Origin of the sequence: Paenibacillus sp. FSL R5-0378, from assembly GCF_038009285.1 — a bacterium.
Lineage (GTDB): Bacteria > Bacillota > Bacilli > Paenibacillales > Paenibacillaceae > Paenibacillus_AQ > Paenibacillus_AQ favisporus.
Genome location: NZ_JBBPAY010000001.1, coordinates 747,501 through 762,419 on the forward strand (window position 1 = coordinate 747,501; position 14,919 = coordinate 762,419).

A 14,919-nucleotide genomic window follows, 5' to 3' on the forward strand; every position below is an offset into this window, starting at 1 on the left:
GTGATAATAACCATTGAATTCCTTGGTCCGCTCCATGGCGACAAGATCTTTGGGATCCTGCACTACGCAAATGACAGACGGATCGCGCGTTTTATCCTGGCAAATCCGGCACGGATCGGTGTCTGTAATATTGCAGCATACGGAACAGTAGGTGAGATTCCGCTTGACGCTGACCAGGGCCTTGGCAAAGTCAATGACGTCGTCCTCTTTCATGTTCAGCACATGAAAAGCAAGCCGGGCCGCGGTTTTCGGCCCGATGCCCGGCAGTCGCGTAAACGCATCGATCAGCTTCGAGATCGGTTCGGGATAATACAAAGCGCAGGATCTCCTTCAGCTCTAAATTTAGAACAAGCCAGGAATTTTCATTCCGCCTGTAAATTTGCCCATGTCGGCATTCGCAATTTCGTCCGCTTTACTCAGCGCATCGTTCACAGCAGTCATCACCAGATCCTGCAGCATTTCCACGTCGTCCGGATCAACAGCTTCCGGCTTAATCGTAATGGAGAGCAGTTTTTTGTGGCCGTTCATTTCCACGGTAACCACGCCGCCACCGGATGTACCTTCAACTTTTTTGTCAGCAAGCTCTTCCTGTGCCTTGAGCATTTGCTCCTGCATTTTTTTCACTTGCTTCATCATTTGATTCATATTATTCATGGGTCATCTCTCCTTTAATTAATTGAGTGCACTTCAAGGTGCGGCTAATCTTTTATGACAACGAGGTCCTCTCCAAACATCTGGAGCGCCTCATCAATCCATGGTTTTGAATTCGGATCTTTCGATTCATGCTCATGCTCGAGCTTCAACTCTTCCTTGGGCTGCGCAGACCCTTCCATCGAGGCGCTCCAATCCCGCTGCATCATGGTAACCAAATGATACGGTTTGCCGAGCACGGAGTGCAGCACACCCTCGATCACCTGCTTATTGGCCGGCTTCTCGGTCGTTTCCCGGTGGATATTATTTTTAAAGGCAACCAGCAAGGCGTCATCAGTCGCGGAAACCGGCTCGCCGTCCATAAACCAGGCATGGACCGTCACCTTCTCCTCCTTGACTCCTTGCAGAATATGAGCCCACTGGCGCTGAATCTCCATAAATTCAGGACTTCCCTTACTTGCTACAAACTGATCCATATTCGCCGGAATCTTCGCGGCCGACGACATTCGCGGGGCTGGCGGAGCTGCAGGCCTGGATGATCCGCTATTACCAGCGGCCGGAGCCGCACCGGACTTGATGAATCGCTCGAGCTTCTTCTCCAGAGAGGCAACCTGCTGCTTGAGCTGATTGATCACAGCCGAATCAGCCGCCGCCTCCTGAGGACGATCGCTCTCCCCCGCTTCACGGGGAATGCCGCACAGCTTGAGCAGCGCAACCTCGAACAAGGTCTGAGGCTGGGAAGCATATTTCATTTCACTCTGATAATGATTGAGCGTATCGATCATTTGGAACAGCTGCTTGCGGGAAAAGGCAGAAGCCATCTCCTTGTATTCTTCCGGATGAAGGACACGGTCCGTGAGCTTGTCTGCCTGCGGAATCATCTGGATCATCAATAAATCGCGGAAATAATACAGCAGGTTCTCCATGCATTTATCGGCGCTCTTGCCTTCCTGCATAAAACCTTCCACCAGCATGAGCACCTGGCCCACGTCACCTTCCAGAATGGCCTGTGCAAGTTTGCCGAATTGCTCCGAAGCAATCCCACCAGTCATACTCAGCACTTGTTCATAAGATACATGACCGCCGGTAAACGACGCAATCTGATCCAAGATGCTCAGTGCATCCCGCATCCCGCCGTCGGATAGCCTTGCTATATATTGAAGCGCTTCATTCTCCGCTTCAATGCCTTCTTCCTGTGAAATCTGTCTTAACCGATCCGTCTGCTCCTCCAGGGATACCCGGCGGAAATCAAAGCGCTGACAGCGCGATATAATCGTCGCCGGCAGCTTGTGCGGTTCGGTCGTCGCCAAAATAAACATGACGTGTGGAGGGGGTTCCTCCAGCGTCTTCAGAAGCGCATTAAACGCCTCTGTCGTCAGCATATGCACTTCGTCAATAATATAAACCTTCTGCCTTACTTCGGTCGGTGCGTACTTCACTTTCTCGCGAAGATCGCGGATTTCTTCCACGCCGCGGTTAGAAGCAGCGTCAATCTCCTGAACGTCCATCACCGCACCCGATGTAATTCTGCGGCAGGATTCGCATTCATTGCACGGCTCCGCTGCAGGTCCACGCTCGCAGTTCACCGCTTTGGCCAAAATTTTGGCCGCGCTGGTTTTACCGGTTCCGCGCGGGCCGCTGAACAGGTAGGCATGGGAAACCCGCTGTTCGCGGATCGCGTTCTGCAGCGTTTGAATGATATGCTGTTGTCCCACCATGTCCCGGAACGACTGAGGCCGCCAGGCACGGTACAACGCTATATGTTCCACTTTGCTTACCCTCTTTCAACTTCCACTAAGCGTGGGTTCGTTGCCTCATCATTATACTATAATCCGGCGTCATGCAAAACGTCCAACACGCATGTTGCAGCAGGCTTTTACCTGTCCGCCGCCTGCGTCCGTGACTGAAAGGCCGCCATGAAAACATCCGGAATAAATAAAAAGCATCTTTACCACCTGATGGCAAAGATGCTGAAATCATTGTCAAGTTTAAGCCGTGCACCTGTTATTGATGATTGCGATCCGAGTGGCACCCCTGCGTAACAACTCGGGCTAGGCTATCCTCCGGCACAAGAGTGGGCTTGCTTATGGCTGCTTCCTTCCGGACCTGACCAGGTTCACAAGTACTCATTGCGGAGGACCCAACCGTCAACATTGCACGCAGGGACCAAACCTCACATCGACAATACCTCTAACAGGAATTCAACCTCGCTACAGCGGATTGCGAGTTACAGGGCACCGCTACCTCCCCATCTAGCACGGTGAAAATAAGTATATCGCATGCCTGTACAAAAAGCAACCACCCGGCAGAAAGTGGATAAACGCTCGAAAATAAATCTATTATTCTCGTTCCATATTCATCTAGCAAACGTTTATTGATATAGTGGTCCTATACCACAACCAATCCTACACATACGATTTTAAACGGAAAGGAACATCGCGCATGAATAAAGCAACCAAAACCGCATTGTGCCTGCTCATTGCAGCCACTGCCTGGAGCGGCATCGGCCAGAAGCCGGCTAGCGCCGCTGCACCCGTCAGCATCGTGCTGGACGGATATCCACTGCCTTTCCCGGCTGCACCCAAAGTCGTTCAAGGAACGACACTTGTGCCCTTCCGGGCCATCTCCGAAGCGCTGGGCATCAGCGTGCAGTGGAATGCCTCGGCCAAGCAGATCACAGCAGTAAAGACAGGCAAGGATTCCACGAAAAAGGTCGTTCTGACCGTCGGAAGCCGCAGCGCGACCGTAGACGGGACCAAAACGGCGCTGACCGTAGCTCCCCAAATGTCCGGAGGAAGCGTCCTAATTCCGCTCAGCTTCTTCAGCCAGCAGTTCGGCGCCGGCGTCAACTGGGATCAGGCCACGCATACCGTTACTATCGTGTCCCCCCAAGAAAAAATGTATACGCTTGCCTTTTACGCCATCTCATCATTTTCTGAGTCGAGCCTGATTCCAAGCTTCGACGCAACCGCCTTTGGCTGGAGCCGCATCGACGATCAGGGCCGGTTTACAACGACAGGCCAGGATTTTAAATGGCCGCAAGCGGCCGGCGATGTGACGCCGGAGAGCCTCGTCAGCTCCGCTGCTGCAGCCGGCACCACCCCTTATTTGATGGTATTTTCCGGCGATACCAAGATGGAACTGACGAAGGCGACCCAGGAACCTGAGCTTCAGGCAAGCCTGATTCAGCAGATGGTAGATACGGCCAAAACTAACGGATTCCAAGGCATCCTGCTGGACTTGGAAGGACTCGGGCTTACGGGGGACGCAGCGGCTGTACAGGCATCCTTTAATGCTTTCGTTCAAAAAGCAGCTGCCGCCACTCACGCCCAGGGCTTGAAGCTGTCGATCGCCTTGCCGCCGCTGAACGGTTCTTTTCATGGATACGATTATAAAAAGCTTGGCACGCTGGCCGATGAGCTTATCGTCATGGCTTATGCCTATACCGATGAGAAAAACCCACAGCCTAACGACAAAGTGGATGCGGCCATCCAGCTTGCGCTCAAACAGGTGCCTGCCAGCAAACTGGTTCTCGGCGTTAACCTTGCCAGCGAAAACGAAAACACCGTGAACACCAAAATTGGCCTGGCCAAACGGTACAATCTGAAAGGTATCGCCTTATGGCGCCTCGGCTTTAATAAAACCAACGTATGGACAAAAATCGGCCAATCGGTCGACTTGAACAATTAAGACGCGGAACACATGCATGGTGCGTAAAAGGAAGGTTTCCTACGGAATACAGGATCGGATTTTATTGTAATTATATTTTATTAAAGAAAAAATCCCCGGTTCATCGAACCGGGGATTGTCATTTGTTAAAAATATAACGGATCTATGCTGCCAGGCAGCAATTACATTCCGTATTTCTTCTTAAATCTATCAACACGGCCGCCAGCATCCAGGAATTTCTGTTTACCAGTGAAGAACGGATGGCAGTTGGAGCAGATTTCGACGCGAAGCTCTTCTTTCACCGAACCCGTTTCGAACGTGTTGCCGCATGCGCAAGTTACCGTAGTAACGTGGTATTTTGGTTGAATTTCTGTTTTCATGACTTTCACCTCTTTTTGCCCTGAGCCTCAGGCGGACCCAGAGTTATGTTGACACATAAATTCATTATAGCAGGGACGCGCCTATAAATCAATGGTTTCTTCCCGTTCCAGGCGCTGCCGGATTAAGACAGAATCGGCTTTTTCGGGCGGATCAAGCTTGGAGGCGGAACATGGGTATAGGAACCGATGACCACATCCGGAAGCTCCGCTTGGAAAATTTCAATCGCCTGCTTCATACCCAAAATTTCGCCTTTGGCCGGCGGGATCAATTCCAAATAGCTCTCCGGATCAATGTTCAGGTTGCGCAGCTGAATCAGCTTCAGATTGGTCCGGCGCGCAAACTCCACCATCGCCTCGATTTCCTCTTCGCGGTCTGTGACGCCAGGGAAAATCAAATAGTTGATGGACGTGTAAACGCCTTGGTCCGACGCATACTTCAGCGATTTTTCCACATTGGCAAGCGTATAACCACGCGGCTTATAGTAGGCGTTGTAATGGTCGTCCAGCGCGCTGATCGTGCTCACCCGCATCAGGTCGAGACCCGCATCGACGATGCCGCGGATGAAATCCGTCAGGCCGGCATTCGTGTTGATATTAATATATCCCATATCCGTGATCGAACGCACCTCGCGCATCGCTTCAATAATGATTTTGGCCTGTGTGGAGGGTTCGCCTTCGCAGCCTTGTCCGAAGCTGATGATCGACTCCGGCGTTTTTAAATGCTCCAGCATAATTTGAACGAGCTCGTCCACCCTCGGTTTGAAATTCATCCGGGTCTGGGGCGCCACAAATCCGCTGTCATCCGGTTGTTCTGAAATACACCCGAAGCAGCCGGCATTACAGGAGTAAGATACCGGAACGGCCCCTTCCCAACGATTCAAAAACGTATTCGATGCGGTCAGACATTCATAACCGAGCGCACAATTAGACAAATGCTGGTACAACCGGTTCTCCGGATACTTCTCCGTCAGGCGCTTCACGCCGAGCTCCAATTCCTCTACATCGCAGTTCAGCGGGTTCCACTTCTCCGGGTCATCCGACAGCCGGCCCGTCGTGTAAAATTGTCCGTCCTTCCACACGACAGCCGAGTAACCAAAGAGCGGCAGCTTGTATTCCTTGTCCGTCTTCACATAGCCGGGCAGGCATAACCGGGTGTAACCCTGCGGGAGCAGTGCCCCCACAGCCTGAGCGTCTCCCGGGAGCGCCGTCATCTCACCCGTTTCCGGATCCATACCAATGGCACAGGTGTTGGGGAGGCCGACCAGCGTCGCGCCTTCCGGCAGGGGAATCAACTCATCTTCCATAATCTCCACGATCATATCCGCGCTGCGGCCGAGACCGTACAGTGTGGGATGATCAAATACGTTGCCTTTTTCATCGGCATATACCAGATACATGATGTTCTCCTCTTTATGCTAAATTTAAGTCAGCGGCACGGAAGCCGTCGACGGGCGTGAGGTGCGCCGGTTGCTGCTGTGGCTGTTCGAGGACGAGGAGGAACTGCGGCTATGGCCGTTTCCTGCTCCATGCACGTCAAAGGAAGCCAAAAATTCGGCATTGGTTTTGCAGTCACGCAATTTTTTCAAGAATCCCTCCACGAAGTCGGCGGATTCGTTCATATTTTTACGGATCGCCCAAATGGTATCGAGCTCATCCTTCGTTAACAGTACTTCTTCACGACGCGTTCCCGAACGGCGGATATCGATGGCCGGGAAAATGCGGCGCTCGGCCAGCTTGCGGTCCAGGTGCAGCTCCATGTTGCCGGTTCCCTTAAACTCTTCATAAATGATATCGTCCATCCGCGAACCGGTATCAATCAGCGCTGTGGCCAAAATGGTCAGACTGCCGCCTTCCTCCACGTTCCGGGCAGAACCAAAGAACCGCTTCGGACGATGGAATGCCGCCGGATCGATACCGCCGCTCAGCGTACGTCCGGATGGCGGGATGACCAGGTTGTAAGCACGGGCCAGACGGGTGATGCTGTCCATCAGAATGACAACGTCCTTCTTATGCTCAACCAGACGCAGCGCGCGTTCAAGCACCAGTTCCGCAACCTTGATGTGGTTCTCCGGCAGCTCATCAAACGTTGACGCAACCACCTCTCCTTTTACGGAACGTTGCATATCCGTCACTTCCTCAGGACGTTCGTCAATCAGCAGTACAAAAAGTTCAATCTCGGGATTGTTGGTGGAAATGCTGTTGGCAATTTCTTTTAAGAGGAGCGTTTTACCTGCTTTTGGAGGTGCAACGATCAAACCGCGCTGTCCCAGACCGACCGGGGCGAGCAAATCCATAATTCGAGTAGACAAATGGTTAGGGGATGTTTCAAGCACAAGTTTCTTTTGCGGATAGAGAGGAGTCAGTGCCGGAAAGTGTAAACGTTCGGATGCCGTCTCCGGGCTCTCCCCGTTGACCGCATTGACTTGCAGCAAACCGAAATACCGCTCGTTCTCCTTCGGTGCGCGGCACTTCCCTGATACCAAGTCTCCCGTACGAAGGTCGAATTTACGAATCTGGGAGGCGGAGATATAAATGTCCTCGGTGCTTGGCAGGTAATTGATCGGCCTTAGGAAGCCGTAACCTTCCGGGAGAATCTCGAGCACACCTTCCATAAACATAAGTCCGCTCTGTTCGGCCTGCGCTCTCAAAATAGCAAAAATCAGTTCTTTCTTCTTCAACTGACCGTAATAAGGGATCTGGTACTTCTTCGCCAGTTTGTACAATTCGGTCAGCTTCATTTCTTCCAAATCGGCAATTTGTAAATCCATGTAATAACCACCTATTCAATTTTATAAGTCCTGACAAGAGCTTAGCATCAAATGGATGAAGACGCTAATCTATGAGTCTATGAAAATCCTCATTAGGATAGGATTACCCAAATTAGAAGGAGATATGCAGGTCATGATGAAAAAATCAGCTTCATTCAATCTATTTCCCGCATTCTCCTAATATTACAGCACCCTGATTATTGTTCGCGCCAAACATCGGCGCCAAGCATCCGCAGATTGCTGACGAGGTGATCGTAACCCCTGTCGATGTACTCCACGCCGGTCACTTCCGTCACGCCTTCCTCGACCGTAAGGCCGGCGATCACCAGCGCAGCCCCCGCTCTGAGGTCGGAAGCCTTGACTTTGGCCGCATTTAGGCGGCTCTTCTCGATGACGGCCGAACGGCCCTCGACGCGGATTTTAGCGCCCATGCGGACCAGCTCCGGCACATGCTTAAACCGGTTGCTGTAGACAAAATCGCTGAGCACGCTTACGCCTTCAGCCTGGGTTAGCAGACTGGTCATTGGCGATTGTAAATCTGTAGCAAATCCTGGGTATATCAGTGCTTTCACATCGACATGGCCATATGATGGACTCCCCATCACGCGAATGCTCTCGTCGAGCTCCTCGATTTGGACCCCCATCTCCAGCAGCTTGGCTGTGACGGCTTCCAAATGCTTAGGAATAATATTGTCGATCAATACGTCACCGCGCGTTGCCGCGGCGGCAATCATATATGTTCCCGCCTGGATCCGGTCCGGGATGATGGAATGGCGGCAGCCGTGCAGCTCGGATACGCCTTCGATACGAATCGTTTCCGTGCCGGCGCCTTTAATAATGGCTCCCATGGAGTTCAGAAGCGTGGCCACATCTATAATTTCAGGCTCTTTCGCCGCATTTTCGATAATTGTGGAGCCTTTGGCTCTGGCAGCCGCCAGCATAATGTTAATCGTCGCGCCTACGCTGGATACGTCGAGGTAAATTTTTGCCCCGCGCAGCTCCTTCGCATGGAGATGAATCGCGCCATGCTCGTTCGTCACGGTCGCGCCCAGCGCTTCAAAACCTTTAATATGCTGATCGATCGGACGGGGCTCGAAATTGCATCCTCCCGGCAGACCGACGACAGCCTCCTTAAACCGGCCAAGCAGCGCACCCATCATATAATAGGAGGCTCTCAGCTTCTTCACCGGCCCGTTGGGCATCGGAATGGATACGATCCGCGAAGGATCGATGTTCATCTGGCTCCCATCCCAAGACACCTTTGCCCCAAGCTCTTCCAGTATTTCTGCATAAACCGCCACATCACTAAGCAGCGGCAGGTTGTCCAGTATTACTTCGGACTCCGCCAAAATAGCCGCGGGAATCAACGCGATGGCGCTGTTCTTCGCCCCACTGATTGAAACGGTGCCTTGCAGTGGGCGTCCACCGCTGATCATCAATTTTTCCATAAGCTAAGGTTCCCCCCACATACTTCGCAGCCGCAAAATAGTTCTGTGTCCATTTTGGTGTATGAAATGGAAAAACACCGGCTAAGCGGTGTGCTTTCCATTCCTTGCTATTCAATTGGGCGCCCCGGAGCGGGGCAGCCCTCTATATCATGAACCACACCGTAGGGCTGGGCCCCACTTCAAACCTTGTGTAACATTAAGCCTGGTTGTTGGATCCAAACTCGCGGATTTTGCCGACAACGGTTGCCTTGATGGCATCGCGGCCTGGAACGATGTATTTACGCGGATCGTATACGTCCGGTTTAGCAGCAAGAACTTCACGCACCGCTTTGGTGAACGAGATTTGGTTCTCTGTGTTGACGTTGATTTTGGATGTGCCCAAAGAGATGGCTTTCTTGATATCATGCGTCGGGATGCCTGTCCCGCCATGAAGAACGAGCGGAAGGTTCACGGCGTCGCGAATCTCTTCCATTTCTTTAAAACCGAGGTTTGGTTCGCCTTTGTAAGGTCCATGAACAGAGCCAAGCGCCGGAGCCAGTGTGTCGATTCCGGTTTCTTTGACGATGCGTACGCAGTCATCCAATTTGGCATACATAACAGATCCGACTACGTCGTCTTCCTGACCACCGACCATTCCAACTTCGGCTTCAACGGAAACCCCTTTGGAATGCGCGTATTCAACAACTTTGCGCGTCGTTTCGATGTTGGTGTCGATCGGGCTGTGAGAGTCATCGATCATGACGGACGTAAATCCAGCGTCGATCGCTTCCTTACATTTGTCGAAGCTTGAACCGTGGTCCAGGTGAATGGCTACGGGAACCGTAATCTTCATATCATGAAGCAGGCCTTCCACCATTTTTACAACGGTATAGAATCCGCCCATATGACGAGCCGCGCCTTCGGATACGCCCAGGATTACCGGGGATTTCTCTTCTTCGGCGGCAGCAAGAATCGCTTGCGTCCACTCAAGGTTGTTGATGTTGAATTGACCAACCGCATACTTCCCTTGAAGTGCTTTGTTTAACATGTCTGTCATGGATACTAATGGCATGGTTCCAATCCTCCTAAAAAGTGTTTGTCTGATCTAAGGGTTTTAAGCCGAAATTCGCATTGCATTCAGCGCTATTATACCACATCATATTGTAAATGCTAAACAAGCATTTGAAATTAAGCAGATATAGGAAGGGCAGGGCAAAAAAAAGAATTCTGCCAGGTCAGCAGAATTCCATCGCTCTAGCCAAATTGAACCGGGCTGTCTTTGAGCTGCATGTTTACCGCCACCCGCATCTCATCGATATCGAACGGCTTCGTAAAGTGCATGAGTGCTCCAAGCTCGGTCGCTTCCTTGATCATATCAAGCTCTCCGTAGGCCGTCATCATGATCACTTTGATGGATGGATTCATTTCCTTGATGTGCTTCAGGATTTCAAGCCCGTCCATTCCGGGAATCTTCATATCGAGCAGAACCAGATCCGGCGATTCCTTCTCCACAATTTCCAGTGCAATTTTGCCGTTGGCCGCCTGAAACGTCGTATAACCTTCACTGTTGAACACTTCCATGAGCAAAATGCGAATACCGTTCTGGTCATCGACGATCAATACCTTTTTGTTATCCACTCAACTTACCTCCCAACAATCAGCTGCGTCCGAATCATACCCCTAATTCCTAACTAAACTGTTAATTCCATACTCCTGCAATCTCCATTTAAAGGTATTCGCCTTCTAGATACAAATTCCTGCAACTTCATATAAATGAAAAATGGGCCTCCTGAGGGAGACCCATAGCTGTATATTAACGTTCTACTTGCAGCGCAGCCTTCACGAATTCACGGAACAACGGCTGCGGACGGTTCGGACGTGACGTGAATTCCGGATGGAACTGCACAGCCAGGAACCAAGGGTGGCCCGGAAGTTCCACAATTTCCACCAAACGTCCGTCCGGGGACGTTCCGGAAATGCGCAAGCCCGCTTTTTCAATCTGCTCACGGTACTCATTGTTGAACTCATAACGATGGCGGTGTCTCTCGTAGACGAGCTCGTCATTGTAGCACTGCATCGCCAGGGAACCCTCGGCCAGTTTGCAAGGATACAATCCAAGGCGCATCGTTCCGCCCAGATCTTCAATATCCTTCTGTTCCGGAAGCAGGTCGATCACCGGATACTCGGTGGACGGGTTGATCTCCGAGCTGTTTGCTCCTTCGAGTCCCAGCACGGAACGGGCGTATTCGATCACAGACACCTGCATGCCGAGGCAAATGCCGAAGAACGGAATTTGCTTCTCACGGGCGTAACGGATCGCCGATACTTTACCCTCAATCCCGCGGTCACCGAAGCCGCCTGGAACCAGAATGCCGCCGATGCCGTGCAGCAGCTCGCCCACGTTCTCATCGGTCACTTCCTCCGCGTTCACCCAGCGGATTTTTACATCGGCGTTTGCGTCAAAGCCTGCATGGGAAAGGGACTCAACCACACTCAAATAAGCATCATGCAGAGCGACATATTTGCCGACGATGGCGATTTCCACCGTTTTCTCCAGCTTGTTAATGCGATCCACCAGGCTTTCCCACTCGGTCATGTCCGGCTTCGGCGTCGTCAGCTTCAAGTAGTTAACCACGATCTCGTCAAGCCCTTCATCGCGAAGGTTCAGCGGTACCTCGTAAAGCGTAGATGCGTCGCGGCATTCCACGACCGCACTTTCGTCGATATCGCAGAACAGTGCGATTTTCGCCTTCATATCCGCAGACAGCTCATGCTCCGTCCGGCATACGATCACATTCGGCTGAATGCCGATGCTGCGCAGTTCCTTCACGCTGTGCTGGGTCGGCTTGGTTTTCACTTCCCCTGCAGCTTTAATGTAAGGAATCAGTGTCACGTGGATGTACATCACATTCTCGCGGCCAATCTCACTCTTGATCTGACGGATGGCCTCAAGAAACGGTAAACTTTCAATGTCGCCGACGGTTCCGCCAATTTCCGTAATCACGACGTCAGAGCCTGCTTCGCGGCCTGCACGGAACACCCGCTCCTTAATTTCGTTCGTGATATGTGGAATGACCTGAACCGTTCCGCCCAAATATTCCCCACGGCGTTCTTTGCTGATCACCGAGGAGTACACCTTCCCCGTCGTGACATTGCTGTTCTTGGACAGGTTGATGTCGATGAATCTTTCGTAGTGCCCCAGATCAAGGTCGGTCTCGGCGCCATCGTCCGTTACGAATACTTCACCGTGCTGGTAAGGACTCATGGTGCCGGGGTCTACGTTCAAATACGGATCGAATTTCTGGATCGTCACCTTTAAACCCCTATTTTTAAGCAGCCTTCCGAGTGAAGCGGCGGTAATTCCTTTACCCAAGGAAGACACGACCCCGCCCGTCACAAAAATATACTTTGTCACTGTAAAAACCCTCCTATTAAAGTCCAGAAATTCAGGCGACATATGATGTTTAGCGTAACCCAATTCACGTTTTTTCATCGGAATCGGGCCGAAACAAGTTTGTTGCTTTCTCTCTCTGTGAACAACAATGCGCCATTTGAATTCAAATGGCACAATTGGGTAATCGACATTATATAGATTGAACTAAAAAAGACGAATCATTTCCATTCCATTCCCAGTTCATCTACCCCCGCGAATATGGTGGAAGGAGAGTTCCGCTTCCATGACATACCGCATTAAAAAACAAAAAAGTGACACCCGTAGTACGGGGCACTTTTTATTATTTTACGCATATTTAAATCTCAATCATAAGCCCATGCAATAGTTTACTCTGTGCCTTGTCCCGTGTCAAGAGAGGATTGGCGATTCTGCGAATGGAATTAATCTTCTTCCTCATCGAGGTCGTCTTCTTCTTCCTCTTCCTCATCCTCTTCAACGGCCTCTTCATCTTCCAGGTCCTCGTCGTCGAGCATCACGTCTTCGTCATCTTCCACTTCTTCCTCGGAATCGTCATCGGAATAGATGTCGTCATGATCCTCATCGATCCGGTCGAAATCATCGTCGCTGTCCTCAGCAAACGTATCTTCCTCGTCCGTGAAATCGTCATCCTCATCATCGTCGTCATCGTTAATGATGCGCGGACGCTTGGAGCTGCTGATCGGATCTTCGGAGCGGTCGATCGGATACCAGCGCTTCAGTCCCCACAGGTTCGTTCCTACGCAGGCAAACCGGCCGTCGATATTAATTTCTGTATATAGCTGCGCAACGGTCTCTTTAACTTCTTCATCCGTCAAACCGCGAAGCTTGGCTACCTCTTTCATCAGGTCGAGATAATAAAACGGCGTATTAGCCGCCTTCAAAATGGCAAAGGCCAGGTCGACCATTGGCATTTCCCGGATTTTCTCGGGATCCATTTTCAGCTGGAGTGAGTTACTCACTTACGGACACTTCCTCTCACGCAAAGTTCACCTTATATATCGTTACTTATAACAACATATCCATTATCAAAACTAAGTAAAACCTATTTATAAATAAAATGCAAGTTTTAAGTGCATAAAGGAAGGATGCAAGGTTGTCCCAAAAAAGGCGAATGAAAAGGCGGAGTAACCTCCGCCTTCCGACTGTATCCGCCCACGAAGGAGAAACTCCTCACGGGACCTGGAAAGAGACGCCCATGGCCTCTTCAGTCTATATTATGTCCGCCTCCGGCTTTTGACATCGGGGCAGGGCCTATTTCGTCAAAAAAGGGCATGTTCCCACTCCTGCCGCACTCCCCGCTCATACAATGCAAAAGCAGGGTTCATTATGAGGGGGACTGCCCAACATGGACTACACCGATTTTATCCAGATGCTGCTTGAAGATATGGAGAGTCCCGTATCGTCCGGAGAAAAAAATATTATCAGGTTTCGCGAACCGCGGCATTTCTATGCCTGTCAGGATCGGCTGCAGACGCTTCACCTTCGGTATCCGAACATGCCCGGCATCCAGGTGTCCGATCTCCTCGAGGCCATCATCGCTCCGTTTCCGGTCAGCAGCAGGTTGATGTCCAAGTATCATGACGATCTTATTATTGAAGAAGACACCCAAATGCAGGTCCATACCTTGGTGAACAACAAAGTCAACCAAAGCCCGGGCATCCCGTACGGAGTCAAGCAAATTCAGGCTCCCAAAGCCTGGTCCACTTCGACGGGCTACCGCATCCGGATCGGAGTGATCGATACCGGGGCCGACTACTATCATCCCGATCTGCGCCAGTCGCTGGCCAAAGGGATCAATCTGCTGCACCGGCATCTGCTGCCCCTCGATGACAACGGGCACGGCACCCACATTGCAGGAACCATTGCTGCCGCGAACGGTCCCGACGGCATGATCGGCGTCGCCCCGCGGGCCATGATTTTTCCGGTCAAAGCCTTCGACAACAACGGATCCGCCTATGTCTCGGACATTATCCAGGGAATCGACTGGTGCGTCCGCAACCGCATGCACATCATCAATATGAGTTTCGGCATGAAGACCAAAAGCAAGGCGCTGCTGGACATCGTCGGCAAAGCCTATACGGCCGGGATCTCGATCGTCGCCTCGTCCGGCAATGACGGGAAACGGCGGAGCATCGACTATCCTGCAAGGTACGGGCAGACCATATCCGTGGGAGCGACCGACCGGAACCGCCGCATCGCCAGTTTCAGCAACCGCGGCGACCTCATCGATATTTATGCGCCGGGCGATAAAATTATTTCTTCCTGGACGCGCGGCAAGTACCACGAGATGAGCGGCACCTCCATGGCGACCTCGCATGTCAGCGGATCAATCGCGCTGCTGCTTGCCCAAAACCCCGACCTGTCGCCGGCCGAAATTAAAGAGCTCCTCGTCGCAACCGCCACGCCGCTGCGCCCGAGAAAGGGGCAATCCCGCGTCGTGCACACCGGTGAAATCAATGCCTACCGGCTTCTGCGTGAAGGCATGAAACGCAAAAATAATCCAAGCTAGACGAGAGCGGCTGTACCGCTCAGGACAGACGGAGCTTCTGCTCACGTACATGCCAAATAACTACAATATTTAGCATTTGTTG

The 14,919-nt window shown here is 51.7% G+C and carries 13 protein-coding genes and 1 other RNA gene (1 of these 14 cut by a window edge); 2 read left to right on the forward strand and 12 right to left on the reverse strand.

The genetic code is table 11. The features are described from left to right. From recR to ffs, 4 genes are all read right to left on the reverse strand, one after another. Positions 1-315, reverse strand: partial view of a recombination mediator RecR gene (recR, locus tag MKY74_RS03280; RefSeq protein ID WP_076176968.1) — the 5' portion only. Its footprint begins 285 nt before the window's first position; 315 of the gene's 600 nt are visible here — the first part of the coding sequence; its start codon is at positions 313-315; its stop codon lies beyond the left edge, outside the window. Positions 316-342: 27 nt separating this feature from the next. Continuing rightward, positions 343-654: a YbaB/EbfC family nucleoid-associated protein gene (locus tag MKY74_RS03285; RefSeq protein WP_076176967.1), complete on the reverse strand. Its 312-nt coding sequence runs from the start codon at positions 652-654 to the stop codon at positions 343-345. A gap of 44 nt (positions 655-698) precedes the next feature. After that, on the reverse strand, positions 699-2,420 hold the full coding sequence (gene dnaX / locus MKY74_RS03290; protein WP_076176966.1) for a DNA polymerase III subunit gamma/tau: 1,722 nt from the start codon (positions 2,418-2,420) through the stop codon (positions 699-701). Positions 2,421-2,644: 224 nt separating this feature from the next. After that, positions 2,645-2,912: signal recognition particle sRNA large type (ffs, locus tag MKY74_RS03295), an RNA gene on the reverse strand. A 181-nt stretch (positions 2,913-3,093) separates the two neighbouring features. Here ffs and MKY74_RS03300 point away from each other — a divergent pair. Beyond that, on the forward strand, positions 3,094-4,341 hold the full coding sequence (locus MKY74_RS03300) for a stalk domain-containing protein (RefSeq protein ID WP_076176965.1): 1,248 nt from the start codon (positions 3,094-3,096) through the stop codon (positions 4,339-4,341). A 161-nt stretch (positions 4,342-4,502) separates the two neighbouring features. On the opposite strand, the gene rpmE is transcribed toward MKY74_RS03300, so the two are convergent. The 8 genes from rpmE to rpoE all read right to left on the reverse strand — a co-directional run bounded on the left by rpmE (position 4,503) and on the right by rpoE (position 13,287). After that, a complete protein-coding gene (gene rpmE / locus MKY74_RS03305) occupies positions 4,503-4,700 on the reverse strand; it encodes a 50S ribosomal protein L31 (protein WP_076176964.1) in 198 nt (65 codons plus the stop codon). A 122-nt stretch (positions 4,701-4,822) separates the two neighbouring features. Next, on the reverse strand, positions 4,823-6,097 hold the full coding sequence (locus MKY74_RS03310; protein ID WP_076176963.1) for a radical SAM protein: 1,275 nt from the start codon (positions 6,095-6,097) through the stop codon (positions 4,823-4,825). Between the two features lie 24 nt (positions 6,098-6,121). After that, positions 6,122-7,468, reverse strand: coding sequence for a transcription termination factor Rho (gene rho / locus MKY74_RS03315; protein WP_076176962.1), 1,347 nt, complete (start codon positions 7,466-7,468; stop codon positions 6,122-6,124). A gap of 197 nt (positions 7,469-7,665) precedes the next feature. Next, on the reverse strand, positions 7,666-8,916 hold the full coding sequence (locus MKY74_RS03320) for a UDP-N-acetylglucosamine 1-carboxyvinyltransferase (protein WP_076176961.1): 1,251 nt from the start codon (positions 8,914-8,916) through the stop codon (positions 7,666-7,668). A 196-nt stretch (positions 8,917-9,112) separates the two neighbouring features. After that, on the reverse strand, positions 9,113-9,967 hold the full coding sequence (fba, locus tag MKY74_RS03325) for a class II fructose-1,6-bisphosphate aldolase (protein WP_076176960.1): 855 nt from the start codon (positions 9,965-9,967) through the stop codon (positions 9,113-9,115). A 182-nt stretch (positions 9,968-10,149) separates the two neighbouring features. Then, positions 10,150-10,533: a response regulator gene (locus MKY74_RS03330; RefSeq protein WP_076176959.1), complete on the reverse strand. Its 384-nt coding sequence runs from the start codon at positions 10,531-10,533 to the stop codon at positions 10,150-10,152. A 175-nt stretch (positions 10,534-10,708) separates the two neighbouring features. Then, on the reverse strand, positions 10,709-12,310 hold the full coding sequence (locus tag MKY74_RS03335) for a CTP synthase (RefSeq protein ID WP_076176958.1): 1,602 nt from the start codon (positions 12,308-12,310) through the stop codon (positions 10,709-10,711). Between the two features lie 419 nt (positions 12,311-12,729). Further along, the gene (rpoE, locus tag MKY74_RS03340; protein ID WP_076176957.1) at positions 12,730-13,287 is read right to left on the reverse strand and encodes a DNA-directed RNA polymerase subunit delta; all 558 of its coding nucleotides are present in this window, start codon (positions 13,285-13,287) and stop codon (positions 12,730-12,732) included. A 386-nt stretch (positions 13,288-13,673) separates the two neighbouring features. Here rpoE and MKY74_RS03345 point away from each other — a divergent pair, with 386 nt between their 5' ends. After that, entirely contained in the window at positions 13,674-14,837 is a 1,164-nt protein-coding gene (locus MKY74_RS03345) for a S8 family peptidase (protein ID WP_076176956.1), read from the forward strand. Positions 14,838-14,919: the final 82 nt, after the last annotated feature.

Excerpts from the sequence above, each read along its gene's own strand:
- MKY74_RS03285 (WP_076176967.1), bottom strand. The coding sequence starts at position 654 with ATGAATAATATGAATCAAATGATGAAGCAAGTGAAAAAAATGCAGGAG.
- MKY74_RS03300 (WP_076176965.1), top strand. The coding sequence starts at position 3,094 with ATGAATAAAGCAACCAAAACCGCATTGTGCCTGCTCATTGCAGCCACT.
- rpmE (WP_076176964.1), bottom strand. The coding sequence starts at position 4,700 with ATGAAAACAGAAATTCAACCAAAATACCACGTTACTACGGTAACTTGC.
- MKY74_RS03310 (WP_076176963.1), bottom strand. The coding sequence starts at position 6,097 with ATGTATCTGGTATATGCCGATGAAAAAGGCAACGTATTTGATCATCCC.
- rho (WP_076176962.1), bottom strand. The coding sequence starts at position 7,468 with ATGGATTTACAAATTGCCGATTTGGAAGAAATGAAGCTGACCGAATTG.
- MKY74_RS03320 (WP_076176961.1), bottom strand. The coding sequence starts at position 8,916 with ATGGAAAAATTGATGATCAGCGGTGGACGCCCACTGCAAGGCACCGTT.
- fba (WP_076176960.1), bottom strand. The coding sequence starts at position 9,967 with ATGCCATTAGTATCCATGACAGACATGTTAAACAAAGCACTTCAAGGG.
- MKY74_RS03345 (WP_076176956.1), top strand. The coding sequence starts at position 13,674 with ATGGACTACACCGATTTTATCCAGATGCTGCTTGAAGATATGGAGAGT.